This window comes from Cellulomonas cellasea (assembly GCF_006538745.1).
Classification (GTDB): domain Bacteria; phylum Actinomycetota; class Actinomycetes; order Actinomycetales; family Cellulomonadaceae; genus Cellulomonas_A; species Cellulomonas_A cellasea.
On the sequence record NZ_BJLR01000017.1, the window covers coordinates 134,846 to 160,115 of the forward strand.

The 25,270-nt window shown below is 75.4% G+C and carries 18 protein-coding genes; 8 read left to right on the top strand and 10 right to left on the bottom strand.

What is annotated here, in order from left to right; all coding sequences use genetic code 11:
• The first annotated feature begins 197 nt into the window (after positions 1-197).
• Both CCE01nite_RS09460 and CCE01nite_RS09465 read left to right on the top strand, forming a co-directional pair.
• Positions 198-5,429 carry a hypothetical protein gene (locus tag CCE01nite_RS09460; protein ID WP_141372246.1) on the top strand — a complete coding sequence of 1,744 codons (5,232 nt, stop codon included), beginning with the start codon at positions 198-200 and terminating at the stop codon, positions 5,427-5,429.
• Positions 5,430-5,464: 35 nt separating this feature from the next.
• Positions 5,465-6,061: a HEAT repeat domain-containing protein gene (locus CCE01nite_RS09465; protein ID WP_141372247.1), complete on the top strand. Its 597-nt coding sequence runs from the start codon at positions 5,465-5,467 to the stop codon at positions 6,059-6,061.
• A 19-nt stretch (positions 6,062-6,080) separates the two neighbouring features.
• Here CCE01nite_RS09465 and CCE01nite_RS09470 read toward each other — a convergent pair whose 3' ends face one another.
• Both CCE01nite_RS09470 and CCE01nite_RS09475 read right to left on the bottom strand, forming a co-directional pair.
• Complete coding sequence (locus CCE01nite_RS09470; RefSeq protein WP_218026462.1) at positions 6,081-6,770, bottom strand: nucleoside/nucleotide kinase family protein; 690 nt, start codon at positions 6,768-6,770, stop codon at positions 6,081-6,083.
• A complete protein-coding gene (locus CCE01nite_RS09475; protein ID WP_141372248.1) occupies positions 6,763-7,479 on the bottom strand; it encodes a histidine phosphatase family protein in 717 nt (238 codons plus the stop codon). Before CCE01nite_RS09475 ends, CCE01nite_RS09470 begins: the two co-directional genes overlap by 8 nt.
• A 170-nt stretch (positions 7,480-7,649) precedes the next feature.
• Between CCE01nite_RS09475 and CCE01nite_RS09480 the strand changes: the two genes are divergently transcribed.
• Complete coding sequence (locus CCE01nite_RS09480) at positions 7,650-8,423, top strand: nuclease-related domain-containing protein (protein ID WP_246056393.1); 774 nt, start codon at positions 7,650-7,652, stop codon at positions 8,421-8,423.
• Between the two features lie 42 nt (positions 8,424-8,465).
• Here CCE01nite_RS09480 and CCE01nite_RS09485 read toward each other — a convergent pair whose 3' ends face one another.
• The 3 genes from CCE01nite_RS09485 to CCE01nite_RS09495 form a co-directional block, all read right to left on the bottom strand.
• Complete coding sequence (locus CCE01nite_RS09485) at positions 8,466-8,951, bottom strand: MarR family winged helix-turn-helix transcriptional regulator (protein WP_246056395.1); 486 nt, start codon at positions 8,949-8,951, stop codon at positions 8,466-8,468.
• 101 nt (positions 8,952-9,052) lie between these two features.
• Complete coding sequence (locus CCE01nite_RS09490; protein ID WP_141372292.1) at positions 9,053-10,768, bottom strand: MDR family MFS transporter; 1,716 nt, start codon at positions 10,766-10,768, stop codon at positions 9,053-9,055.
• Positions 10,769-10,926: 158 nt separating this feature from the next.
• Positions 10,927-11,430 carry a MarR family winged helix-turn-helix transcriptional regulator gene (locus CCE01nite_RS09495; protein WP_052104325.1) on the bottom strand — a complete coding sequence of 168 codons (504 nt, stop codon included), beginning with the start codon at positions 11,428-11,430 and terminating at the stop codon, positions 10,927-10,929.
• A gap of 393 nt (positions 11,431-11,823) precedes the next feature.
• On the opposite strand from CCE01nite_RS09495, the gene CCE01nite_RS09500 reads away from it, so the two are divergent.
• The 5 genes from CCE01nite_RS09500 (at position 11,824) to CCE01nite_RS09520 (ending at position 17,967) form a co-directional block, all read left to right on the top strand.
• Positions 11,824-12,873 carry an ABC transporter permease gene (locus CCE01nite_RS09500; protein ID WP_141372250.1) on the top strand — a complete coding sequence of 350 codons (1,050 nt, stop codon included), beginning with the start codon at positions 11,824-11,826 and terminating at the stop codon, positions 12,871-12,873.
• Positions 12,870-13,802 (top strand): carbohydrate ABC transporter permease, encoded by a 933-nt coding sequence (locus CCE01nite_RS09505; RefSeq protein ID WP_052104324.1) that lies wholly within the window; start codon positions 12,870-12,872, stop codon positions 13,800-13,802. The genes CCE01nite_RS09500 and CCE01nite_RS09505 overlap by 4 nt, the downstream gene beginning before the upstream one ends.
• A 63-nt stretch (positions 13,803-13,865) precedes the next feature.
• On the top strand, positions 13,866-15,539 hold the full coding sequence (locus CCE01nite_RS09510) for an ABC transporter substrate-binding protein (RefSeq protein WP_034632982.1): 1,674 nt from the start codon (positions 13,866-13,868) through the stop codon (positions 15,537-15,539).
• A 125-nt stretch (positions 15,540-15,664) separates the two neighbouring features.
• On the top strand, positions 15,665-17,272 hold the full coding sequence (locus CCE01nite_RS09515) for a GH39 family glycosyl hydrolase (protein ID WP_084142852.1): 1,608 nt from the start codon (positions 15,665-15,667) through the stop codon (positions 17,270-17,272).
• The gene (locus tag CCE01nite_RS09520) at positions 17,269-17,967 is read left to right on the top strand and encodes a DUF624 domain-containing protein (RefSeq protein WP_034632980.1); all 699 of its coding nucleotides are present in this window, start codon (positions 17,269-17,271) and stop codon (positions 17,965-17,967) included. Before CCE01nite_RS09515 ends, CCE01nite_RS09520 begins: the two co-directional genes overlap by 4 nt.
• Positions 17,968-17,983: 16 nt before the next feature.
• On the opposite strand, the gene CCE01nite_RS09525 is transcribed toward CCE01nite_RS09520, so the two are convergent.
• The 5 genes from CCE01nite_RS09525 to CCE01nite_RS09545 form a co-directional block, all read right to left on the bottom strand.
• A complete protein-coding gene (locus CCE01nite_RS09525) occupies positions 17,984-19,063 on the bottom strand; it encodes a sensor domain-containing diguanylate cyclase (protein WP_169744043.1) in 1,080 nt (359 codons plus the stop codon).
• 128 nt (positions 19,064-19,191) lie between these two features.
• Positions 19,192-21,330, bottom strand: coding sequence for an alpha-glucuronidase (locus tag CCE01nite_RS09530; protein WP_052104322.1), 2,139 nt, complete (start codon positions 21,328-21,330; stop codon positions 19,192-19,194).
• Positions 21,331-21,643: 313 nt separating this feature from the next.
• Positions 21,644-23,485 carry a gamma-glutamyltransferase family protein gene (locus CCE01nite_RS09535; RefSeq protein ID WP_218026463.1) on the bottom strand — a complete coding sequence of 614 codons (1,842 nt, stop codon included), beginning with the start codon at positions 23,483-23,485 and terminating at the stop codon, positions 21,644-21,646.
• 171 nt (positions 23,486-23,656) lie between these two features.
• Positions 23,657-24,310 carry a hypothetical protein gene (locus tag CCE01nite_RS09540; RefSeq protein WP_246056397.1) on the bottom strand — a complete coding sequence of 218 codons (654 nt, stop codon included), beginning with the start codon at positions 24,308-24,310 and terminating at the stop codon, positions 23,657-23,659.
• 32 nt (positions 24,311-24,342) lie between these two features.
• Complete coding sequence (locus CCE01nite_RS09545; RefSeq protein ID WP_034632976.1) at positions 24,343-25,197, bottom strand: DUF2382 domain-containing protein; 855 nt, start codon at positions 25,195-25,197, stop codon at positions 24,343-24,345.
• Between the last annotated feature and the right edge of the window lie 73 nt (positions 25,198-25,270).

Genomic DNA, 25,270 nt, shown 5'->3' on the forward strand with positions numbered 1-25,270 from the left:
CCCGCCCCTGCGCACACGCGCTCCCGGAGCCGCACCGCCGCCCGATCGGGCACGGTCCGCTGCACGTCCGGGGGACCGTCCGGTCGTGGTCGCGCCGGCGGCTCGGAGCGATGCTGGACGGCGGTCGGCCGCGGCGCGTCGACCGGCAGAGCCCGCGCGTGGCCGGTCCGCGGGCCGGGCGAGCCCGAGGAGGCGACGTGGCGCACGTCCGCGAGGCACGCCCCGAGCGGGCCCCCGGCGCGCGCGACGTGCCGGAGCGGGTCCGGCCCGCCGACCGGACCGAGGCCCGCGCCGACGACCGGGCGACCGGCCCGCTGCCGCCCCCGGTCGTGCTGCGCCTGCAGCAGCGCGCGGGCAACTCGGCGGTCACCGCGCTCCTGGCCGCCGGGCGTGCGGGCGGCGCCGCGGTGGACACGCTCGACGCCGAGCGGCGCGACGCGGACGACCGGGCGCAGGAGGTCGACGGGACCGCGGACGGTGCGGCCCGGGGCGCGCGCGACGGCCGCGCCGAGCGAGCAGGGGACCGAGCGGGCGACGACCGCGCGACGAGCACCGCCGCCGGCGCGGAGGCTGCTGCGACTCCGGCCGCGTCGACGGCGACCTCTGCACCGCAGCAGCTCGAGACCCCGGCCGGGCCGCCCTCCCCGGGTGCGGAGGCGTCACCCGCGCGCGCCGCCGGCACCGGCGCCGCCGCGGCCACACCGGGGACCGCACTGCCGTCGACGGCGCCGGGCACCGCCCCGGAAGGCGCCGCCGACACCGCGGAGGCGTCCCGCCCGCCCGGGGCCACCCCGGTCGCGGCCGGTCTGCTCGCCCCTGCCGCGGGTCCCGCCGCACCCGGCGGCGGCGCCGACCCTGCCGCGCCGGGGATCGCCGCCGACACCGCGGACGCGTCCCGCCCGCCCGGGGCCACCCCCGCCACGGCCGGTCTGCTCGCCCCTGCCGGGGGTCCCGCCGCACCCGGCGGCGCCGGCCCTGCCGCCGCGCCGGGGACCGCAGCACGCACGGCACCCGCTCCCCGACCTGCCCCCGCACCGGCGCGCGGTGCCTCGCCGCCCGCGGCTCGGGGTCTCACCGGAGGGCCCGCGACCGCGCCGTCCGCCGGGGCGGCGTCGGGCCCGGGCGTGGCCCCCGCGGCGGCGAGCGGCCCTGCACCGGCGGCGGCGAGCGGCCCCGCGCTCGACTCCGGCGGTGACGCCGAGTCCGCGCCCGCGCCGGAGGCGCCGGCCGCGGGGCTGAGCGACGCGGAGCTCGCGACGGTCGACCAGGAGGCCGAGGCGTCGGGCAGCACCACGGCGGAGCCGGACGTGGACGAGTCGCCGGCTGCGGCGGGCGCGGGGTCGAGCGCGCCGCAGGGTGGCACAGCGGACTCGGACGCGGGAGCGGGTGGCCCGGGGTCGACCTCCGCCGAGGATGCGGTCGCGCACGACGGGCCGGCGGCCGAGGCTGAGCCCGAGTCGGCCACCCCCGCCCCGGCGGAGGCGGACGCGCTGGCCGGCGAGGGTGCCGCACCCGGCGCCGACGACCCGGGGCCGCTGCTCGACGAGGATGCCGGACCCGCGCCGGAGACCGCCGGACCGTCGTCGCACGCCGGTGCGGAGCCGACCGAGGGCGGACCGGCTGTGGGCGGACCGGCGGAGGGACCGGGTGCCGAGGCGGCCGGAGGCCCCGGCGGCGGCCCGGCAGCCGACGACCTGGCCGCCGAGCCCTCCGGCGTGGACGCCGAACCCGCCGACGCCGCGCAGGCCGACGCCGGAGTGGACGGCTCCGGGGAGGCGGCCGCCGCCGAGCCCGCGTCCGACCCGGCCACGGAGCGCGCCGAAGTCGCGAGCGCCGCGCAGGCCGAGGTCGACGAGGAGTCCGCCGAGACGCCCGAGCCCGAGGTGGCCGGGGGCGGCGGGGGAGGGGGCGGTGCGGTCGAGGCGCCGCCGGCCGCACCCGCGCCGGACGTGTCGGGCGCACCCCCGGAGTCCGCGATGGCGACGCTCGCGTCGCTGCGGCCGACGCAGATGGAGGGGACGCTCGCGGGCGTCGCCGCAGCCGCTTCCGGGGCTGCCGCACGCGAGCGCAGCCGGGTCGCCGCGGCGCCGCCGCAGGCCACGCCGCTCGCGGGCGCCACCGTGGCGACCCCGGCGTCGGCGCTCGTGCCCTCGACCGGTGCCCCGACGGCCGCGGCGGTCCGTCGCGCCGAGGCCGGCGCCGCGCGCCCCGTCCCGCCACCGCCCCCGCTGCCCCCGGCGCGCGCCGCCGTCCCGACCGCGGGCGTCGCCGCGCCGCCCCTCCCGAGCGCCCGCGAGGGCGGGCTCACCGCCGAGGCGGCGGGTGACCTGGCGTCGACCCTGCGCCGGCTGCCGACCCGTGACCCGGGCGCCCAGGCGACGGCGGGTGCGCCGCCCGCGGTCCCGCTCGTCGGCGACGCGGACCCGGGGCAGGTCGGGGCGCAGCAGGCGCACCTGCTCGAGGGCGTCGGCCAGGCGCAGGCCGAGGGGGCGCGCGACGCCGCCGAGCCGCTCGGCGAGGACGCCGTGCACCCGACGGTCCCCGTCGAGACCCTCCAGGCCGAGGTCCCGGGCGCGTCGGCGGGGACCCCGGGCGCCGCGCCGGGCCCGGCGGCCGCGGGCGGTGGCGGCGGCGCGGGGGGCTCCGGGGGCGCGAGCGAGGACGACGCCGCAGTCGACGCGGTCGCCGAGGAGCAGCAGGGACCCGCGCTGCGGGCGGCCGCCGCGGGGGCGTCGGGCGAGATGGCGCAGGCCCGCGGCCGGCACGCCCAGCAGGAGCAGGCGCAGCGACAGGAGTCCGCGCAGCAGGTCGCCGCGCTCGAGCAGGAGCACGCGCAGGCGCAGGCCGACGAGCGCGCGGGCGTGCGTGCCGAGGCGACCGAGCAGCGCGCGCAGTGGCGGACCGAGCACGCGACGCTCGTGGGAGGCGCCCGCGCCGAGGCGCAGCAGGTCGGCACGGCGGCGTCGGCGACGGTCGCGTCCGAGGCGCAGCAGGCCCGCACCGAGGCGGCCGCCGCGCACGCCGAGGGCGACCAGCGGGCCGCCGAGGCGCGGCGCGAGGGCGAGCAGGAGGCGCAGCGCGCGCAGGCCGAGGGGCAGAAGGAGAGCAGCGGAGGCTTCCTCGGGTGGCTGTCGTCGAAGGCGAGCGCGCTGTTCGACCGGGTCAAGCAGGGCATCAGCGCGGCCTTCGAGAAGGCCCGCCAGGCGGTCAAGGGCGCGATCGAGGCCGCGCAGAAGCTCGCGACCGCCGTGATCGAGAAGGCCCGGCAGGCCGTCGTCGCGGCGATCCGGCTCGCGGGCTCCGCGCTCACCGCGATCGGCGACCGGGTGCTCGCCGCGTTCCCGGCGGCGCGCGAGCGCTTCCGGAACGCGATCCGGGGTGCGGTCCAGCGCGCGGAGGCCGCCGTGAACCGGCTCGCCGAGGGCCTCAAGGCGGGCGTCCGCGCCGCGCTGGGACTCCTCGGGCGGGCGCTCACGGCGCTGCTCGACGGGCTCGAGGCCGGGCTCAAGGCTGCGGTCGACGCGGTCGCGGCCACCGTCAAGGGAGCCATCGCGGCGGCGCGGGCCGCGCTCGAGGCGCTCGGGGCGTTCCTGGCGATCGCGAAGGACGTGGCGGCGAACCCGGGCGCGTGGCTGCGCAACCTCGGCGCCGCGGTGCTCGACGGCCTGCGCAACCACCTGTGGGTCGCGCTCAAGACCGCGGTGAAGCAGTGGTTCGACCAGAAGGTCGAGCAGGTCGTCGGCGTCGGTCAGGCCGTCTGGAACCTGCTCACCAAGGGCGGCATCTCGGTCGCGAAGATCGGGGCGATGGCGTGGGAGGGCCTCAAGGCGGCCATCCCGCCGGCGCTCATCGCGCTCCTCGTCGAGAAGCTCGTCGCGATGATCGTGCCCGCGGCCGGCGCGGTGCTGGCGATCATCCAGGGGCTGCAGGCGGCGTGGGGTGCCGTGAGCCGCATCCTGCAGGCGATCGATCGCTTCGTGACGTTCCTCAAGGCCGTCCGCAGCGGCACCGCCGGCCCCGCGTTCGCGAGCGCCGTCGCGGCCGCGGGCATCGCGGTGCTGGACTTCGTCGCGAACTTCCTCCTCGCGCGGCTGGCCAAGGGCGCGAGCAAGGTCGCCGGGAAGATCCGTGCGCTCGCCCAGAAGATCGGGGCGGCGCTCAAGAAGGTCGGCAAGCGGGTCGGCGGCGGGCTGAAGAAGGTCGGGAAGAAGATCGCGGCGAAGGTGAAGGGCGCCCGCGACCGCTTCCGGGCGTGGCGCGAGCGGCGTGCGCAGAAGAAGGCGAAGAAGAAGGGCGAGAAGCCCGAGGACCGCACCGCGAAGCTTGAGGAGCGGCTGCGCAGGGCCGTCGCGGCGATCCAGCCGCAGGCGGAGAGTCTCCTTGCCCGCGGTGTCTCGGGCCTCGGGCTGCGCGCCCGGATGCTGTTCTGGCGCGCCCGGTACCGGCTGACGTCGGTCGAGCTCCGGGGAAGCGGCGGAGCGGGTGAGATCTGGGCGACGATCAACCCGAGCAGCAAGGTCAAGAGCACCGCCGTGCTGACGGCCGCGCAGATCCGGCAGGCCGTCAACCAAGCGGTCCGGGACGCGCTGCGCGACCCGGAGGTGCGCCGTCGGCGCCGGGACCTCGCCGCCCAGGTGCGCGAGGACCCGAGCCGGATGGACGTCTCGGGTGGCGAGGGCTGGGGGGCCGCGACCCAGCACCTGCGCAACGAGGAGAACCGAGCATGGCCCCGCTCGCAGCAGACGGGCACGCACGGGACCGACGCGGGCCCTGCCCTGACGACCAGCGAGCGGCGCTCGCCGCCGTGGTTCGGGCCGGGGCCGACGAGCGGGTTCGTGGGGGGCGTCGGCACCTATCCGGAGATCGCGGAGCAGCTGCGCGCGTCCGGGGTGCCGGACGCCGTGATGGCGCAGCACATGCACGAGCTCGTCCGCACGGGCGTCGCGCCGAAGTCCCTCACGTCGGGTCAGGCGGCACTGCTCGGCAACCTGTCGTGGCTGATGTTCGGGCGGGAGGCGCACCGCAACCGCCGCACGACGGCGTACGCGCCGATGACGATCGACCTGGTCAGCACCGGTGACATGACCTGGCACGAGGCCTTCGCGCAGTTCGAGCCGGGCGGCGGCCAGCCGCGGACGGGCGGGCGCGGCGCCTTCCCGATGTCGATGAAGGGAGCGGAGCGCGCCGCCGCGGAGCTGAACCCGCAGGACCCGCGCACTGCTCGAGAGCCGTCGGCCGCGACCCCGTCGAAGGACACGCTCGAGAACCGACGCCGGAACCGCGAAGAGCTCGAACGGCGTGAGACGGAGCTGTGCGAGAGGTGGGTCACGGCCCGGCTGCGCGCGGGGCAGGGCATGGTGGGGCTCAGCGCGCAGGCGCTCGGGGACGCGGTGCGCCGGATGGTGCGTGAGTTCTTCGGCCGGGCATGAGCCCCGGTCCGACCGACGACGACGGGGAGGGTGAGATGGAGGGACCGCCGCTGCGTGTCCTGCTGCGACCGCTCAGCGGGGCCGACGACGTGGACGACGCCGCGCTCGACCTGGGCTGGCGGCTCGACCGGCACTGGGACGCCTCGGACGAGCGTCCGTACGAGGACCTGTACGTCGACGAGCAGCACGACGACGCAGCGCTCACCACGACGATCTCCTACGTCGACGACACGTACATCGGGGCGCGGTACCTCGTGGTCCGGGGACCACGCGCCCGGGAGGTCGCCGACGACGCCCGCGCGCTGCTGCCGACCGTCGGGTTCGACGAGGCGGTCGCCGTGCTCGATGCCGCGGCGGACGCGACTGCGCGGGCGGCTGCGGTGCCGCCGGTCGCGCTCGCGGCGGTGGAGGGCGAGGGTGCACGGGCGACCGCTGCGCTCCGGGAGGCGGCACGGCGCGGCGACGACGCTGTGCGCCGTGCGATCGTCCGCGCAGCGACCTACACCGGCTGGCCGGAGCTGCGCACGCTGCTCGTGGAGCTGCAGGAGGGCGCCGAGGACTCGGACGTGCGACGGCTCGCTGCTGCGGCGCTCGAGGGTCTGCGGCTGCAGGACGCGCAGGAAGGCCGCTGACGTAGCCCGGTGCGCGTGCTCAGCGCAGCGCCGCCACCGCCGAGGCCTCGATGACGCGGGGGCGCGCGGCGTCGGTCGTGTCGATGACCACGCGGGCCCGGTCCCACGGCGACGCCGCCGCGAAGTACAGCCGCTGCGCCTCCGTGTACCGCCGCAGCGGCCCCTGCTCGGCACCGGGGTCGACGCCGTCGCGCAGGCCGAGACGGCGGCTGCCCTCCGCGAGCGCCACGTCGAGGTAGACCGAGAAGTCCCAGAACCCGACCAGCTCGTCGCGGTGCAGGAACGTGCCCTCGACGAGCACGAGCGCGTCGTCGGGCGCGCGGACCGGGTCGGGACGGACGGTGCGGTCGGCCGCGTGGTCGAGCGCGTGCGTGCGGTAGAGCCCGTCGCCGCCGCGCCGCAGGGGCTCGAGCGCGCCGGCGGTCAGCGCGGCGTAGTCGTACGCGTCGAGCCAGAAGCCCTCCGGCGAGAGCCGCCCGCGCGCGTGCCGCGTGGCGGACGGGTGGAGGAAGTCGTCGGCGTGCAGCACGACGACGGGGCGGTCGTCGACCCGCCGGGCGAGGTCCGCCGCGAACGTGCTCTTGCCGCTGCCGCCGATGCCGTCGATCGCGACGAGCGCCCGACCCCGGGCGGGGACGGCGGCACGCAGGCGCCCGAGCACCGCGCGGAGGGCGTCGGCCGGCTCGCCGTCCGCCGGCGCGTCACCCACGCCGCGCCGTTCCCGCCGTCGTCGACGCGGGGTCGGGGGAGCCCGACGCCGCAGTCACCGGGGCCGGTTCGCCCGCAGGGCCGTCGTGCGCCGGGTCGTCGAGCAGCTCGCCGCCGAGCGCCTCCGCGTGCCACCGCTCGAGCAGCCACCGCGACGGCGTCCCGGTGAGCAGGACGGCGCCCGTGTTCGACAGCGGGTTGTCGGCCGCGAGCTCGACCGTGACGTCCTCGCACCGCGCGCCGGCCCAGGCGCGGATCATCGCCCCGTGGCTGACGAGGACCGCGACGTCGGACGACGCGACGGCCTCCTCGACGACGTCGTCGAACCGGCGGAGCGTCGCGGCGCCGGACTCCCCGCCCGGCAGCCGCGCGTCGAGGTCACCGCCGGCCCACCGCAGCATCGTCTCGACGTAGAGCCGGACCGACGGCAGGTCGTCGGCCATCTCGAGCTCCCCCGCCGAGATCTCCCGCAGGCCGGGGCGGACGTGCGGCGTGAGGCCGAGCGCGCGGGCGAGCGGCGCCGCGGTCTGCTGCGTCCGGACGAGGTTCGAGACGTAGACCGCGTCGATCCCCTGGCCCGCGAGCGCGGCCGGCAGCGCGCGGGCCTGCCGCTCGCCGAGCGGGGTCAGGTCCGCCCCGGGCTCCGCGGTGTCGAGGTTCCGGCCGAGGTTGGAGTACGTCTGCCCGTGGCGGACGAGGAGGAGGCGCATGCCCCCATCTTCCTCGCGGCGCGCGGGGCGGTCCGCCTGTGGCTCGGGACGGCGTCGGCGCGCCGGGCCGGTCGCGACACGTCCGCCCGGGGGACGACACGCCGCCGCGTGCGGGACGACACGTCACGCGTTCGGGAAGCGGGTTCAGAGCGGGCCCGCAGGTGCCGATAATGGTTCACGTGGACGAGGCCCTGATCGTGCGACGGTGGCGCCGGTACGGCGCCGACCGCCTGTACGTCACGGGCGAGTCCGGGGCGCGGCTCGGCTGCGTCGACCTGCAGTCCGGCGAGGTCATCGTCGACCAGCCCGCCGCCGAGGCGGGGGTGCGCCGCGCCGCGCAGGCGTACCTGCGGGCGGACGTCACCGAGCTCGTCCTCCCGCTCACGCTCGACAAGCAGCTCGGGTCGCTCGACGCCCTCGACGGGCCGCCGGCAGGGGAGCCCTCGGGCTCCGCGCAGTCGGCGCGCCGCGAGCGGGGCGGGTCCGTGCGCACGCGCCTCGACCGGCTCACGCAGGAGGGCTGGCAGGTCGTCCACGGCGTGCCCCTCGGGCGCCAGGGCACGGTCGTCGACCACCTGCTGCTCGGTCCCGGCGGGATCTTCACGGTGACCGAGCGTGCGCACCCCGGCCGGCGCGTGCGCGTCGAGGGTCGCTCCATCGAGGTCGACGGGCGCCCGGTGCCGTACCTGCGGGACGTCCGGCTCGAGGCCGCGCGCGTCCAGGGGCTGCTGCGCTCGGCGGTCGGGTCGCAGCTGCGCGTGCGCGGCGTGCTCGTGCTCCAGGGCGTGCTCGACCTGCTCCCCGACGAGCAGCCCGACGAGCCGCTCGTCGTCGCCCGGCACGACGTGCCCGGCATCTTCCGGGGCCTGCCCGAGCGCCTCGAGGCCCCCCGCGTCGACGCGGTCGCGGCCATCGCCCGCCAGCGCACGACCTGGCAGCGCTGACACCACCGACGCGTCTGCGGCTCCGCGCGAACGGGCCCGGTGTCAGTCCGTGCGGCGGCGGGATGCGGTCTCGAGGTCGGCGTTGAGCCGCGCGAGCTGGTCGGCGAGGTGGCCGATCTCGTCGTCGGTCCACGCCCCGAGCGCGGCGCCGAGGAACCGGCGCCGGGCGACCTTCGCGCCCTCGACGCGCCGCAGCCCCTCGGGGGTGAGCCGGATGAGCTGGCCGCGGGAGTCCTCGGGGTCGGGTCGGCGCTCGACGAGGGCGAGCTCCTCGAGCCGGGCGAGCTGGCGCGACATCGTGCCCTTGCCGACGCCGATGTGGGCGGCGATCTCGCGGGCCCGGACGTCGGGGTTCTGCGCGATGTGCGCGAGCAGCGGGTAGGCGGCCGGCTCCAGGTCGGGGTGCACCCGCGCCGCCATGCGGGCGGAGTTCGCGCGGGCCCGCCGCAGCAGCAGGCCGAGCTCGTGCTCGACGTGCTGCAGCGCGTCGTCGCTGCTCCCGCCGGGGGTCGGTGCCGAGGTGCTCACGGGACCATCCTGACGGACGGCGGCCCACGCGGCGCGGCTCGTCCGCCCGGGGACGACGAGGGCCGGCCGCGGGCACCTGCCCACGACCGGCCCCGGGACCGTCACGCGCGCGAGCGCGCCGTCTCCCGCAGGTCGCCGGCGTCCACGGCGTCGTCCGCACCGGGCGCACCCGCCGCGTCCGCCGCACGAGCCGCTCGGCCGGTGCCGCCGGCAGGACCGCCCGCGTCCACCGCCGTCGTCCGCGCCGCGAGCGTCTGCCCCGGCTCGGTCGACGCGGTCCCGGCGGCGTCCTCGGCCCCCGCCTGCTGCGCCGCGAGCTGCTCGAGGCCCGACCGCCGGCCCAGCGGGACCTCCTTCAGCAGCAGCACGGCGACGAGCGCGACGACCGCGAGCGGGACGCAGTAGAGGAACAGGTCCGCGACCGAGTCGCCGTAGGAGGACTCGACGACCGTGCGGACCGGCCCGGGCAGCGTCCCGACGTCGGGCACGGCGCTCGTGCCGCCGGCGAGCGCGCTCGTGTCGATGCCGAGCTCGGCGAGACCGTCGGAGATGCGGGTCGTGACGTGGTTCGCGAGGACGGCGCCGAGCGCGGAGACCCCGACGGTGCCGCCGAGCGTCCGGAAGAACGCGACGGTCGACGTGCCGGAGCCGACCTCGCGGACGTCGAGGGTGTTCTGCGCGGCGAGCACGAGGTTCTGCATGAGCAGGCCGACGCCCGCGCCGAGCAGGAACATCCAGGCGCTCACGGCGACGAAGCTCGTGTCGTAGTGGATGGTGCCCATGAGGGCCAGGCCCGCGCCGAGCACGACCGCGCCGACGGTCATGAGCGTCTTGTACCGGCCGGTGCGGGTCACGAGGCGCCCGCCGATCGTCGAGGTGAGGAGCTGGCCGACGATCATCGGGATGGTCAGCAGGCCCGACTCGGTGGGCGTGCGGCCGCGGGCGACCTGCATGTACTGGCTGAGGAACACCGAGGTGCCGAACAGCGCGACGCCGACGGCGACGCTCGCGACGACCGCGAGGACGAGCGTGCGGTTGCGGAAGAGGTGCAGCGGGATGATCGGCTCGGCGGCGCGCTTCTCCACGAGCACCGCGGCGACGAGCGCGGCGACCGAGCCGCCGACCATCGCGCCGGTCTGCCAGGACAGCCAGTCGAAGTCCTGGCCCGCGAACGTGACCCACAGGAGCAGCCCGGCGACGCCCGCGGAGATGAGCGCGGCGCCCGCGTAGTCGATCCGCACGACGCGGCGCGGCCGCCTCGGCAGGTGCAGCGTGCGCTGCAGCACGACGATCGCGGCCACGGCGAACGGGAGCCCGACGAAGAAGTTCCAGCGCCAGCCGACCGAGTCGGTCAGCGCGCCGCCCAGCAGCGGGCCGCCGATCATCGCGACGCCCATGACTGCGCCCATCAGGCCCATGTACTTGCCGCGCTCGCGCGGGGACAGGATGTCGGCGATCAGGACGGTGCCGAGCGCCATCAGGCCACCGGCGCCGACGCCCTGCAGGGCGCGCATCGAGATGAGCATCTCGACGTTCGGCGACAGACCGGCGAGCGCCGAGGCGACGACGGAGACGACGAGCGCGACCTGCACGAGGAGCTTGCGGTCGACGAGGTCCGCGAGCTTGCCCCAGATGGGCGTCGAGATCGTCGTGGTCAGGAGCGTCGCGACGACTACCCAGGTGAACGACGACTGGGTGCCGGACAGGTCGCTGATGATCCGGGGGAGCGAGGACGACACGACGCTCGTCGCGAGGATCGAGACGAACATGCCGAGGAGGATCCCGGACAGCGACTCGAGGATCTCGCGGCGGCTCATGGCGGCGGGCGCGGAGGCGCCGGTCGGCGCGGCGGGCTCAGGCGCGGCCGTCGCAGCCGCGCCGGCGGCCGTGCGGGGGGTCGGGACGACGGCGGGCGCGGTCCCGGGTGCGCCGGGCTCGTCGGGCAGGGCGGGTCGGGGGGTCTGCGGCGGTGTGCTCACGCGTGGATCTGCTCTCGGGTGGGGGGTGCGGGGACGGGTGCGGTGTCAGTGCGGGCCGTGTGCAGCGACTGCACGGCGGCGGTGATCTTCTGGACCTGGACGGCGGCGGCGGTGATCTCGTCGGCCGTCCAGCCGGCGAACGCCTCGGCGGCGCGCTCCTCGAGGTGCGTGCGGCTGCGCGCCGCGAGCTCGGTGCCGCGCGTGGTGAGCGCGACGGTGCGGACCCGCCGGTCGGCCCCCGGGCCGTCGGGCGCGGTCCGGTGGACGAGCCCGGCGTCCACGAGCGCGCTGACCTGACGGCTCGCGACCGAGATGTCGATGCGCAGGCGCTCGGCGAGGTCGCCGACGGGCAGCGGGCCGAGCCGGCTGAGGAGCCGGACGACCGTGAGCCCCGACCGCGGGCAGTCGAGCTCGCGGGAGAGCAGCGCGCCGGTCTCGCGCTGGGCGCGCGCGAGGTCCTCGATCGCGGTGAGGAGCGTGCGGGACGAGCGGGCTGTCATGGCGGACGGCCTCCTTAGTTGCCGCAAGCAACTTATCATGAAGGTTGTGCGAAGCAACCATCTGACGTCGGTGGGCTCGGTCACAACGGGGCGTCGGGCTCCCGCGCGAGGCGCTCGGCCGGCCCGAGCGGGTCGCCGCGTCGAGGTCGAGACCGAGGTGGGAGGCGTTTTCCGCATCGCGCCTCGATCCGAAAGTTTCGGCTCCACGTCCGGGTGACTCATGTGAACGCACACACCCGGACGGGCGAACGGCGGAACCGCTTCGATGCGTGTTGCCGGGGCGTGACCCGTGTCTTGACCGGCCCCCACCGGTCGCCTAGGGTCCACGTATCGACACCGATGTCGATAGTTTCGATGCTCGGACAGCGGTGTCCGGGCGGGAGGGGGCCGTGCGTGACCGTCCACGACCCTGTCGTCACCGGCTCCGCGGGCGGCTCGAGCGGCCCCACCGGCGGACCGGGCAGCGCCGCCGCCGCGACGTCGCTCGGCACCGTCCTCGGCCCGCCGACCCGCACCGGGCGAGGCTCGGGCCGGGGTGCGGCCCGCGGCTGGCGCCGGGCCCTGCGCCGCGACTGGCAGCTCTACTCGCTCGTCGTGCTCCCGCTGCTGTTCTTCCTCGTGTTCCGGTACGTGCCGATGCTCGGCAACGTCATCGCGTTCCGCCGGTTCCGGCCCGGGAGCAGCATCTTCGGCGACGAGTGGGTCGGCCTGCGGTACGTCGAGCTCTTCATCAACGACCCGACGTTCTGGAAGGTCTTCCAGAACACCCTCGTCCTCGGTGCGCTCAGCCTTGCGATCGCCTTCCCGCTGCCGATCGTGCTCGCGCTCCTGCTCAACGAGCTGCGCTCGGCGAGGTTCAAGCGGCTCGTGCAGACCGTCTCCTACCTGCCGCACTTCATGTCGGTCGTCATCGTCGTCGGCATGGTGTTCCAGCTGCTCTCGCTGCGCGGAACCGTCAACCAGCTCATCGACCTCGTGGGCGGCTCGCCGATCAACTTCGTCCAGGAGGCTGACTGGTTCCGGACCGTCTACATCGGCTCGGAGGTCTGGCAGACCGTCGGCTGGGGCACGATCCTCTACCTCGCGGCGCTCACGACCGTCGACCAGAACCTCTACGAGGCCGCGCGCATCGACGGCGCCAACCGCTGGAAGCAGACGTGGCACGTCACGCTGCCCGGGATCCGCCCCACGATGGTCACGCTGCTGATCCTCAACATCGGCACGTTCATGGCGGTCGGCTTCGAGAAGATCCTGCTGCTCTACAACCCCCTCGTGTACTCGACGGCCGACGTCATCTCGACGTACCTGTTCCGCGTCGGCATCTCGTCGAGCAACTTCAGCTACGCCACGGCGATCGGCCTGTTCGAGTCGATCATCGGGCTCACGCTCATCCTGTCCGCCAACGCGATCTCGCGCCGCACCGTGGGGACGAGCCTGTGGTGACCACCGAACCGGCCGCCCTCGCGCGGCGCCTGCAGTCGACCCCGCACCCGACCGGGCTCAAGGACAGCCGCGGCTACCGCGCGTTCCGCGTCGCCAACGCGACGCTGCTCGTGCTCGTCATGGTCGTGATGCTGTACCCGTTCGTGAACATCCTCGCGCAGTCGTTCAGCGGCGAGGCGTTCATCAACGCCGGCCAGGTGAACCTCGTGCCGCGCGGGTTCAACCTCGAGACGTACCAGCTCGTGATGTCCGACCGGATGTTCTGGACCAACTACCGGAACACCGTCGTCTACACCGTCGTCGCGACCGCGATCTCGATCGTGCTGACCACGACGTTCGCGTACGCGATCTCCAAGCGCGGGCTGCGCGGGCGGAACGTGTTCATCGCGATCGCCGTCTTCACGATGTTCTTCAACGGCGGCCTCATCCCGAACTACGTGCTCATCAACGCGCTCGGGTTCACGAACACGATCTGGGCGATCGTCGTACCCAACGCGATCAGCGTGTTCAACCTGCTCGTCATGAAGTCGTTCTTCGAGAACCTCCCGACGGAGCTCGAGGAGGCCGCCGCGATCGACGGGCTCAGCACCTACGGCACGCTCCTGCGCATCGTGCTCCCGCTCAGCAAGGCCGTCATCGCCACGATGGTGCTGTTCTACGCGGTGTTCTTCTGGAACTCGTGGTTCTCCGCGTTCCTCTACCTCGACCGCGCCGAGCTGTTCCCCGTGACCATGTACCTCCGGAACCTCATCGCCGGTGCGACGACCGCGACGTCCGTGGGCGGCGGCTCGTCGGAGAACGTCACGCAGATCGCCTCCAACATCCAGTCCGTGACGATGGTGCTCACCGTGCTGCCCATCGTCCTGCTCTACCCGTTCGTCCAGAAGTACTTCGTGTCGGGCGTGATGCTCGGCGCGGTCAAGCAATAGCCCTCCCCGAACGGGAACCCACCCCGCACCGGCCAACGGCGGCCGACGACGGAAGGAACGACGATGACCACGAGGCGCACGCGCCTGATCACCGGGCTGACCGTGGGCGTGCTCGCCCTCGGCCTCGGTGCCTGCTCGAGCGGCGGGGAGGGCGAGGGTGACGAGGGCACGACGGCCGACGCGACCGCGCTCGACGGCAAGCGGGTCGGCGCGATGGAGGAGTTCGGCGTCGGCGACACGTTCGTCGCGACCGAGCCCATCGAGCTGTCGCTGATGTACCGCGACCACCCGAACTACCCGATCAAGGAGGACTGGCTCTTCTTCACGGCCCTCGAGGAGAAGAACAAGGTCTCGTTCGAGACGGTCCTCGCGCCGCTGAGCGACTGGGAGCAGCGCCGCAGCCTGCTCATCGGGGCGGGCGACGCGCCGTCGATCATCCCCGTGACCTACCCCGGCCAGGAGGCGCCGTTCGTCGCCTCGGGCGCGATCCTCCCGGTCAGCGACTACGTCGACCTCATGCCGAACTTCCAGGCGAAGGTCGAGGAGTGGGAGCTCGAGCCGTACCTCGACCAGCTCCGCCAGGAGGACGGCAAGTACTACCTGCTGCCCGGCCTGCTCGAGGCCCCGCGCCCGGACTACACCATCGGGATCCGCACCGACGTGTTCGAGGCCGCGGGCGCCGAGACCGAGCCCGAGACGTGGGAGGACCTCGCGGAGTCGTTCGCGGACGTCAAGGCGGCCAACCCGTCGCAGTACCCGTTCTCGGACCGCTGGAGCAACCCGACGTCGCTCGGCGCGCTGCTCAACGTCGCCGCGCCGAGCTTCGGCACCATCGGCGGCTGGGGCTACAGCTCGGGCGTGCAGTGGGACGCCGATGCCGAGGAGTTCGTCTACGCCGGCGCGACCGACGAGTACCGCGACATGGTCGAGTACTTCCACGGGCTCGTCGAGGACGGCCTGATGGACCCGGAGAGCCTCACGCAGGAGGACGCGGCCGCCGAGCAGAAGCTCATCTCGGGCCAGTCCTCGGCGATCAGCACGAACCGCCAGGAGATGCTGCGCCACCGCAAGACGCTCGAGGAGCAGGGCGTCACCGGGGCCCGGTTCGAGAAGATCCGCGTCCCCTCCGGCCCGGCCGGCGACCTCACCGCGGGCACCCGCCTCGAGAGCGGCATCATGCTCTCGTCGAGCGTGGCCGAGGAGGAGACGTTCGTCGCGACCCTCCAGCTCATCGACTGGCTGTACTACTCCGACGAGGGCCTCGAGTTCGCGAAGTGGGGCGTCGAGGGCGAGACGTTCGAGAAGGCCGACGACGGGACCCGCACCCTCGCGAGCGACATCACCTACCTGGGCCTCAACCCGGGTGCGCCCAAGCAGCTCAACGTCGACTACGGGTTCAACAACGGCGTGTTCCTGCTCGCGCAGGGCTCCACGACCGACCTCGTCTACTCGATGCTCGACGAGGAGGAGCTCGCCTGGCAGGAGGAGATGGCCACCAAGGAGCCCGTCGCGGTGGCCCCGCCGTACCCGCTCGACGAGATCGAGCGCGAGCAGGTCAGCCTCTACCAGACGGCCCTGACCGACTTCGTCGAGGCGAACACGCTCCAGTTCATCCTCGGTGACCGCCCGCTGAGCGAGTGGGACGCGTACGTCACCGAGCTCGAGGGCATGAACCTCACGCCGTTCATGGACGCGGTCAACGGCGCCCACCAGCGCTACGCGGAGGAGAACGGCTGAGCAGCACCACCCCCGCCGCGCCCAGCACCCGCTGAGCCGGCGGGAACCCCCGATCGCCGCCGTCCGGTCGCGCGCCCCCCTCGCCCGCGACCGGACGGTGGCATGTCCGCCCCGGAGGAGCCCCTGTGAGCACCGCGCGCGTCACCGTCCCCCACGAGCCCGTCGGTCCGCTCGGCGACGCCTGGCGCGCGTGCGTCGGCACCGGCCGGCTCAATCTGGCCCTGCGCCAGGACCACCAGGAGTCCCTCGCGCTCGTGCAGCGCGAGATCGGGTTCCGGCACGTGCGCGGCCACGGGCTGCTGAGCGACGACCTCGGGGTGCACCGGCCCTACGAGGTCGACGGCGCCCGGCACGTGCGGCACGCGTTCACCTACCTCGACCAGGTCGCCGACGCGTGGCTGCGGCTCGGCATCCGCCCGTTCCTCGAGCTCGGGTTCATGCCGTCGGGCCTCGCGTCGGGCGAGCAGACGGTGTTCTGGTGGAAGGGCAACGTCACGCCGCCGCGGTCCTACGACGAGTGGGCCGCGCTCGTGCGCGCGACGCTGCGGCACCTCGTGGACCGCTACGGGATCGAGGAGGTCCGCACCTGGCCCGTCGAGGTGTGGAACGAGCCGAACCTCACCGTCTTCTGGCAGGGCGCCGACCAGGCCGAGTACCTCCGGCTGTACGAGGTCACGGCCCGCGCGGTGAAGGACGTCGACGCGTCGCTCCCCGTCGGCGGCCCGGCGATCTCCCCGGGGTCCGACGAGTGGTGGGCGCCGTTCGCCGACTTCGTGACCGCGCGCGACGTGCCCGTCGACTTCGTGAGCCGGCACGCCTACAGCTCCGGGCCCGCGCAGCACGTGCCCTTCGGGACGTACCAGACGCTCACCGAGCCGCAGGCGCTGCTCGACCAGTTCGCGGCCCCCCGCCGGCACCTCGCGGGCACCGCGCTCGCGGACCTCCCGGTGCACATCACCGAGTTCAACACGTCCTACCGGCCCGACAACCCGGTCCACGACACCGCGTACAACGCCGCCTACCTCGCTCCGGTGCTCGCGGGTGGTGGCGAGCACGCCGACTCCTTCTCCTACTGGACGTTCAGCGACGTCTTCGAGGAGGAGAACATCCCGACGGCGCTGTTCCACGGCGGCTTCGGGCTGCTGACCCACCGGCAGGTCCGCAAGCCGACGTTCCACCTGTACGCGTTCCTCGCCCGCATGGGCGCGCACGTGCTCGCGCGCGGCGACGACCACCTCGTGTGCCGCGACGACGACGGCCGGGTCACCGTGCTCGCGTGGCAGCCGGTGGGCGGCACCGACGCCGACGACGCGGGGGACGGGCCCGGGCACGCCGTGCGGCTGTCGGTCCCGGTCGGGGGAGCGCCCGACGGTGCGACGGCGTTCGTCGTCCAGCGCTCGGTCGACGTGGAGCGCGGCAACGCCTGGGCGGCGTGGCGGGAGCTCGGGCGACCGGCGAACCCGACCGAGCGCCAGCTCGCGCTGCTGCACGACTGCGCGGAGCCCGCCGTCGACCACCGGTCCGCGACCGTCCGTGCCGGGCGGGTCGACCTCGACGTTCCGCTCGGCCGGCACGGCATCGCGCTCGTCGAGGTGCTGCCGGTGCGCGACGAGACCCCGGCGTGGGTCGACGACCGGCGCCTGCTGGGCGAGGTGCCGGGGGCGCCGGGGGGCTCGTCGGGCCCGGCCCCCGACGCCACGCCCGGCGGCGCGGCCGCGCAGGAGCGAGGATGAGCGGGGTGACGGCCCGTGAGCAGCCTGGCGAGATCGGCACCGGCGTGCTCGCGCGGGCGTCCGCGACGGCGTACTGGTACCTCGTCGTCGAGGCCCTGCTCGTGCTGACCGCCGCACCGGGCCTGCTGGCCCTTCCGCTCCTGGCCCGCGACGCCAGCAACGTGCCGCTCGTCGCGCTCGCGCTCGTCCCGCTCGGCCCGGCGCTGTCCGCAGGGCTCTTCGCGCTGCGCGCCTACCGCCGCGACCCGGACCTGCGCCCGGCGGGGCACTTCTGGCGCGGGTACCGGCTCAACTGGCTCGACGTGCTGCGGTTCTGGGTCCCGTTCCTCGTGGTCATGGCGGTGCTCGCGACGAACCTCACGCACCTGGGCTCCGTCCCCGGCGGCCCGGTGCTCGCGCCGCTGCTGGGGTTGCTCACGCTCGGGCTCGCCCTGTGGTGCGCGCACATGCTCGTGCTCGTCTCGCTGTTCTCGTTCCGCACGCGCGACGCCGCCCGCCTCGCTGCGTTCTTCCTCGCGCGGCGGCCCGGCGTGACGCTCGGTGCGGCGTCGCTCGGGGTGCTCGCGACGGGCACGGTCCTGTTCGCGTCGGACTGGGTGCTCGCGCTGCTCGCGTCGGTCATGCTCGGCCTGCTCCTGCGCAACGCGGGCCCCATGGTCGCCGACGTCGAGGAGCGGTTCGTCGCGCAGGCGTGAGTGCTCCGGGGCGGGCTCAGGCCGAGAGGCTCTCGACCCGGTCGTGCACCACGACCGCGCCCGGGCCGTGCGCCTTCGCCTCGTACATCGCGGAGTCGGCGGCGTGCAGCAGCGTGTCGGGTGACGACTCCGCGTCGGGCCGGGTCACGACCACCCCGATGCTCGCCGTCACGGGCAGCGACGTCCCGCCGACGTGCACCGGCTCGCCGAGGGCCCGGCCGAGCCGCTCGGTGAGGGCCCGGACCGCACGCGCACGCGGCTCGGGCTCGGAGGGGATGTCCTCGCACAGCAGGACGAACTCGTCGCCCGCGAGCCGGGCGAGGGTGTCGGCCGTGCGTGCGGTGGACAGGAGCCGCCGGGAGACCTCGACGAGGACGACGTCACCACCCGCGTGGCCGAGCGAGTCGTTGACGCCCTTGAAGCCGTCGAGGTCGAGGAACGCGACCGCGACCGCCTTGCCGGTCCGGGCGGTGGCGGCGACGGCGTGGGCCATGCGGTCGAACAGCAGGCTCCGGTTCGGCAGACCCGTGAGCTGGTCGTGCAGCGCGCGGTGCTCGACCTCGCGGCGCGCCGCGCGGGCCTCGTCGCGGTCGTGCGCCATCACGAGGTAGGACACGGCGACGTCCGCGAGCAGCCGGGCCGCCTCGAGGTCGTGCTCGTCCCACGGCCCGGCCGCGCGCCGGTACATGTCGAGCGTGCCCCAGACCACCGCGCGGCTGAGGAGCGGAACCGCGACGACGGCATGGACCTCGACCGCGAGGGCGGTCGTCACGAACGGGCCCCACACGTCGTGCATGCGGCCGAGGTCGTCGACCACGACGACCTCTTGCGTCGCGACCGCGTCGTGGCACGGGCCGAGCTGCAGCGCCTCCTGGACCGCCTCGGCCGGCGCGACACGCCCCTCGACGGCGACGAACCGGACGGTGTCCCGGCGCCCGTCGCGCAGCTCGACCTCCATGACGCCGACGCTGTCGACGGGGATCGCGCGTGCGGCGGCGACGCACAGCTCACGCAGCATCTCGCCGGCGTCCGCGTCGCGGGTCGCGGCCGCGGACAGCCGCGCCACGGCCTGCACGAGCCGTCGGTCCTGAGGCATGGTCCCTCGCACGCCGTGCGCCCTCATGGGCTCTGCGCACGGGTGCGTCTCACCCGTGCGCACGACCACCGTACGACCCCGCGGGGGGACTGACGAGGCGGGGCACGCACGGCGTGGCCGGGCCGTCGTCAGTAGATCCGGCGGCCCCGGGCGTCCGGCACGCCGCACTTCCGGAAGACGTACGTCGTGAGCTGGTCGCGCCACTCGCGGGCGCTGCGGAGCTGCTCGTCGAGCCGCTCGGAGACGCGCGCGTGCACGTCCTCGGGCACCCGTCCCGCGAGCGCCGCCCACGTCCCGACCATCTCCTCGACGCGCTCGACACCGGCGAAGTGCGTGTCGTAGACGTGCTGGACCACGGTGCTCCCGCTGTGCAGCACGTGGCCCCACGGGACGTGGTGGAAGAACAGCAGCAGCTCGTCGGGGCAGGTCGCGAGGTCCTCGTACACGTCCCGCCACGGCGCCGGGTACTGCCCCGTGTACCCGGTCCCGGTCGCGCGCGTGCGGTCGACGCCGATCCCGTCGCGGTCCGCGAAGTGGTACGTGCCCCACGGGGAGTACTCGTAGCCGTCCACCGAGGGTCCGTAGTGGCTCCCCGGCGTGACCATGAACCCGACGCCGAGCGGGGCCGTGTAGCTCTCGTAGGTGCGCCACGAGTCGTCGAGGATCGCGTGCACGCCCGCGCGCACATCGGGGTCGGCGCCGAACGTCAGCCCGACCCACTCGTCGAGGACCGCCTCGGGCGCGAGCGTCGGGTCCCACGCGAGCCGCCCGAACGCGTACAGGTTGGCCTGCGCGAGCGGGTGCCCGGTCCAGAACGGGTCGTCGCCGACGTTCGACACCGCGACGAGCGCACCCGGTCGCCCGCCCGGACCGTCGCCGATCGCGACGTCGGCCACCGTCGGGCCCTCGCCCCACGGCCGGAGGTCGAGGATCTCCCGCCACCACGGCGCGAGGTAGCACGCGTGCCGCTGCTGGCCCGTGTACTCCTGCGTCACCTGCAGCTCGACCGCGAGCCGGGTCCGCGGCATCGCGGCGATCACCGGTGAGACGGCCTCGCGCGTCTGGAAGTCGAGCGGCCCGTGCTTGACCTGCAGCACGACGTTCTCGTCGAACCGGCCGTCGAGCGGCGCGAAGTGGTCGTGCGCCGCGCGGGCCCGGTCGGTCGAGCGGTCGCGCCAGTCCTGGTGGTGGTCGTAGACGAACGCGCGCCAGAACACCGTCCCGCCGAACGGGGCGAGCGCCCGGGCCAGGAGGTTCGCGCCGTCGGCGTGGTCGCGCCCGTACGCGAACGGCCCGGGCTGCCCCTCGGAGTCGGCCTTGACGACGTACCCGCCGAAGTCGGGGACCGCGCGGTACACGTGCGCGGTGACGTCGGCCCACCAGCGCTGCACGCCGGGGTCGAGCGGGTCGGCCGTCGGGAGCCCGCCCACGGTCATCGGCGCCGCGAACGAGACCGACAGGTGCACGCGTATGCCGTGCGGCCGGAACACCGCGGCGAGCCGCACGACGTCGGGCAGCCCCTCGGTGAGCAGGCGCGCCTCGCGGGCGTGCACGTTGACGTTGTTGAGCCCGACGCGGTTGATCCCGATCGACCCGAGCAGCCGCGCGTACTCCTCGGCGCGGCCCAGGTCGTCGCGCAGCGCGCCGTCCGCGAAGAAGAGCGAGCCGCCCGCGTAGCCGCGCTCGACCTGGCCCATGACGTCGTGCACGTCGACGTTGTCCCAGTGGTCGAGCATCCGGACGGCCTGCGCGGGGGAGCGGACCTCGTCCGTCACGGCCGTGTCCTCGGCGGCGCGGCCGGGACGGGCGGCGGCGTCGCGCGCGACGTGGTGCAGCCCGTGGAGCAGCCCGGTGCCCGACGACGCGGCGACCACGGTCACACCGGCGTCGCGCACGAGGCGGAACGACTCGGGGGGCAGGGTGCCCGGGTCGGCGAGCACGCGGCGGACGAGTGCGTGCCACGCGTGCTCGGTGGCGGCGGCGTCGCCCGGCAGCGGCTGGGGGTGGACGGCGGTCGTCGCAAGCACGAGCCGGACGTCGGGGCCGGGCTCGCCGTCCGTCCGCGTCGACAGCCGTCCGCCGTGCGCCCGTGCCGCGCGGCGCAGCTCGGTCTCGACGGTCGCGAGCACGGGGTCGGCGGCGGTCTCGTCGCGGGCGGTGAGGAGCAGCGCGTGGCCGGTGCCGAGCGGCGCGATCGTGGCGTCCGGGAGCCAGGCGGGGTGCACCGGGGTGGGCGTGGGGTGGGGGCTCGTCGTGGGGCCGCTCACCGGTCGTGCACCGTCCGTGCCTGCCGCGGGCGGAAACCGATATCGCACGGGCTGCGGCGCGGGTCCGGGCCGCGCACCTCCGTCGCGCAGGTCAGGGAACCGACGGTCATGGGTGCCTCTCCGATCCGGCCCGGCGCCGTCGCCGGGCCCTGCCCGCACCGACCCTAGGCACGTGGTGGGCACCGGGCAACGCGGCGGCGTCGACGACCGTCCTGCCGACGCGGGTCGCCGACGTGGGGCACCGGCAGGCGTCGCCGACCCGGCCGGGGCGGCGCATCGCCCGGGTCGGCCGGCGCAGCTGCCGCCGCTCGGTTCACCGCCCGACGGCGTACCCCTGCATCCCGCGCGGGTTCGCCGCGGCGCGGAGCAGCCCGTCCGCCCGCACGCCCGTCGCGCTGAGCCGGCCGAGCGTCCACGGCCCGGCGTCCTGCACGGCGTGGCCGCGCCGGGCGAGGTCGGCGAGCGCGTCGGCGCCGAGCCGCGACTCGACGACGAGCCCGCGCGGGACCTGCTCGCGCGGGTAGAACGACGACGGCACGTGCGTCGAGTGCCACGTCGGCGCGTCGATCGCCTCCTGGAGGTTGCGGCCGTGCAGCAGGTGGCGGACGAGGAACGGCACCGGCCACTGGTCCTGCTGGTCGCCGCCGGGCGTGCCGAACGCGAGGTACGGCGCGCCGTCGCGCAGCACGAGGCCGGGGCTCAGGGTCGTGCGGGGGCGGCGGCCCGGCACCAGGGAGTTCGGCAGGCCCGGCTCGAGCCAGAACATCTGGGCGCGCGTCGGCAGGCCGAACCCGAGACCGGGGACGACCGGCGAGCTCTGCAGCCAGCCGCCGCTCGGGGTCGCCGAGACGAGGTTGCCCCAGCGGTCCACGACGTCGACGTGGCACGTGTCGCCGCGGGTGAGCCCGTCGGGGCGGACGGTCGGCTCGCCGACGCCGGCGACGGGCTCGGTGCCCAGCGCGTCGGTGCCCGCGGAGCCCTCGTGGGTCCGCCCGGCGCCCGGTGCGGTGAGGAAGGCGGGCAGCCGCGGGGTGCGACCGCCGGGGGAGCCGGGCTGCAGGCCGTCGGCGGCGTCGGGGCCGACCAGCGCCGCGCGCTCGGCGGCGTACGCGGGGGAGAGCAGCACGTCGAGCGGCACGTCCGCGTCGGGGGCGTCGCCGTACCAGGCCTCCCGGTCCGCGAACGCGAGCTTCGCGACCTCCGTGACCGCGTGCGCGAGCTCGGGGCCGTCGGGCAGCTCGGCGACGCCGAGGGCCTCGAGCATCGTGAGCTGCTGCAGCAGCACCGGCCCCTGGCCCCACGCACCGGTCTTGTGCACCTCGTAGCCGCCGAACGGCACCGCGACGCTTCTCTCCTCGGTGGCCCGCCAGCCGGCAAGGTCCTCGCCGCTGAGCAGCCCGGTGTGCGTGCGGCCCGAGGAGTCGCGCACGGCGGTGCCCTGCGTGTACGTCACCATCCGCTCCGCGACGAACCCCTCGTAGAACGCACGCCGGGCGGCCTCGATCTGCGCCTCGCGGTCGGGCCCCGCGGCGGCGGCCTCGGCGAGCAGCCGCTCGAAGGTGTCGGCCAGGTCGGGGTTCGTGAACCGGGCACCCGGCTCGGGCGGTGCACCGTGCGGCAGGTACACCGCGGCCGACGTCGGCCAGTGCTCCGCGAACATCCCGGCCACGCTCATGATCGTCGCGACCGCCTGCGGGATCAGCGGGTAGCCGTGGCGCGCGTACCCGATCGCGGGGCCGAGGACGTCCGCGAGCGGGAGGGTCCCGTAGCGCGCGAGCAGGTCGAGCCACGCCCCGAACGCCCCCGGGACGACGGCCGCGAGGTGCCCGGTGCCCGGCACGAGGTCGAGCCCCAGGTCGGCGTAGCGGTCGGTCGTCGCGGCCGCCGGCGCGGTGCCCTGCCCGCAGATCACGAACGTGTGGCCGTCCGCCGCCCGGTGGCCCATCAGCGGCGCGTCGCCGCCCGGGCCGTTGAGGTGCGGCTCGACGACGCTCAGCGTGAAGCCGGCGGCGACCGCGGCGTCGAACGCGTTGCCGCCCGCCTCGAGGACCGACATCCCGACGGCGCTCGCGAGCCAGTGCGTCGAGGCGACCATGCCGTGCGTGCCGAGCAGCTCCGGGCGGGTGGTGAAGGTGCTGGTGGCCATGACCAGCATCGTGCCCGACGCGCGGGCCGGCCGCCGGGTGTCCGTCCGGGGGCCGGCCGGGTGCCGGAGTGCCGGGCGTCTGCGCGACGACGCCGGCCGGCGCACGGGGGGTGCGCGCCGGCCGGCGTCCGAGTCGTGCAGGTCGTGCGGGTCGTGCTGGTCGTGCGGGTGCGGGACGGGTCAGCGACCCAGCCCGGCCCGGTCGACCTTGCGGTGGTACCGCATCCCGGCGAGCCCGCCGAGCACGGCACCCGCGAGGCTCGCGACGGCCACGACGAGGACGGCGACGAGGCCGCCCGTCGTCAGGTCGCCCTCGCCGAGCGGGATGCGCGGGAAGCTGTCCAGGCGCGCCAGCACGTTGAACTGGTCACCCGCGACGGCGGCGAGCACCGCGACCGCGATCGCGATGACGACCGCCCACAGCCACACCGCGAGCCCCTGCTTGGCGCCGTCGAACCGCGCCATGCGGCCCGCGACGTACCCGCCGCAATAGTAGGACACGAGCAGGACCACGAGCAGCGCGATGCCGCCCGCGAGCCCGACGGTGCCCGGGTCGGACGCCGCCTGGTCTGCGGCCTCCGCGACGTCCGTGTCGTTCGCGACGCCGACCGCCGTGCCGGCCGCCGCGACGAGCGAGGTCAGCAGCACCGCGGTGCCGGTGGCGGTGAGCCACCCGAAGAAGGCAGACCCGAACTTGATGCCGCCGAACTCCTCCTTCTCGCGCGCGACCACGCTGTGCCGGTCGACGCCGAGGCCGCGGGCGGAGACCGCACCGCCGGACCGCCCGGCGTCGTCGTCCCCCGGGGCCGGGCGGTCCGTGTCGTTCGTGCTCATCGGTGCCTTCTCTCGTCAGGCCGGGGAGCGGGTCAGCGCCGCGTGGTGCCGTCGTCGTCGGTCTCGAGCTCGACCTCTTCACGCCGCGTCGACTCGGTGACCTGCTGCTGCTCGGTCACGGTGTCCGTGTCGAGGCGCACGCGCTCGACCGGCACCGTCTCCTTGGTCACGACCGGGCGCTCCTCGGTGAGCGTGACCTCGTGGACGCTCTCGGTGAGCTCGGGGCCGGACAGCGCGTCGTCGACGTTGCCCTCGGTGATCGGCTCGCGCTCGAGGCGGATCTCCTCGCGCTGGACCGGCACGGTGACGGTCTCCTGCTCGGTGACGATGTACTTGCGCAGGCGCGCGCGGCCGGTGGCGACGCGCTCGGTGCCGACCTCGAGCCGCTCCTCGGAGAGGGTCATGGCGTCGTCCGTCGTGCCCGCGGAGGCGGTGCTCGTGCCGGTGGTCCCCGCGGTCAGGTCCGTGTCGGCGGCCGTGTAGGTCGTGTCGGTGTCCTCGTACGTGTCGGTGCCCGTGGTGCCGAGGCCCGCCGTGGTCGTGCTCTCGTACGTGTCCGTGCCGCCGTAGGTCCGGCCGTAGTACGCGTACAGCTCCGACTCCTCGGCCTCCGAGAGGTGGCCGTCCTCGTCGTCCACGCGCGGCGCGCCCTTGATCTTGTCCTTGTCGAACGGCACGTGGATCTCGTCGCCCTGCACGGTCGCGTCGCTGAGCGGCACGAACGACTGCGACGTGCCGAAGAAGCCGGTCGAGACCGTGAGCCACTCGGGCTGACCCGACTGCTCGTCGAGGAAGATCTGGCCGAGCTTGCCGATCTTCTGGCCGTCGGGGCCGACGACGGTGCCGCCGGAGACGAGCAGGGTCTGGATCTGGTCGGTGGTGATCATGTGCGAGGTCCTCACAGGGGTCGTCGGAGCGCCGACCGGCATGACGGATCCGGGCGGTGCGGGACAGGGGTGT

Coding starts and splice junctions, on each gene's coding strand:
- CCE01nite_RS09465 (WP_141372247.1), top strand. CDS start 5,465: ATGGAGGGACCGCCGCTGCGTGTCCTGCTGCGACCGCTCAGCGGGGCC.
- CCE01nite_RS09475 (WP_141372248.1), bottom strand. CDS start 7,479: ATGCGCCTCCTCCTCGTCCGCCACGGGCAGACGTACTCCAACCTCGGC.
- CCE01nite_RS09480 (WP_246056393.1), top strand. CDS start 7,650: ATGGTTCACGTGGACGAGGCCCTGATCGTGCGACGGTGGCGCCGGTAC.
- CCE01nite_RS09490 (WP_141372292.1), bottom strand. CDS start 10,768: ATGAGCCGCCGCGAGATCCTCGAGTCGCTGTCCGGGATCCTCCTCGGC.
- CCE01nite_RS09495 (WP_052104325.1), bottom strand. CDS start 11,430: ATGACAGCCCGCTCGTCCCGCACGCTCCTCACCGCGATCGAGGACCTC.
- CCE01nite_RS09510 (WP_034632982.1), top strand. CDS start 13,866: ATGACCACGAGGCGCACGCGCCTGATCACCGGGCTGACCGTGGGCGTG.
- CCE01nite_RS09520 (WP_034632980.1), top strand. CDS start 17,269: ATGAGCGGGGTGACGGCCCGTGAGCAGCCTGGCGAGATCGGCACCGGC.
- CCE01nite_RS09525 (WP_169744043.1), bottom strand. CDS start 19,063: ATGCCTCAGGACCGACGGCTCGTGCAGGCCGTGGCGCGGCTGTCCGCG.
- CCE01nite_RS09535 (WP_218026463.1), bottom strand. CDS start 23,485: ATGCTGGTCATGGCCACCAGCACCTTCACCACCCGCCCGGAGCTGCTC.
- CCE01nite_RS09540 (WP_246056397.1), bottom strand. CDS start 24,310: ATGAGCACGAACGACACGGACCGCCCGGCCCCGGGGGACGACGACGCC.
- CCE01nite_RS09545 (WP_034632976.1), bottom strand. CDS start 25,197: ATGATCACCACCGACCAGATCCAGACCCTGCTCGTCTCCGGCGGCACC.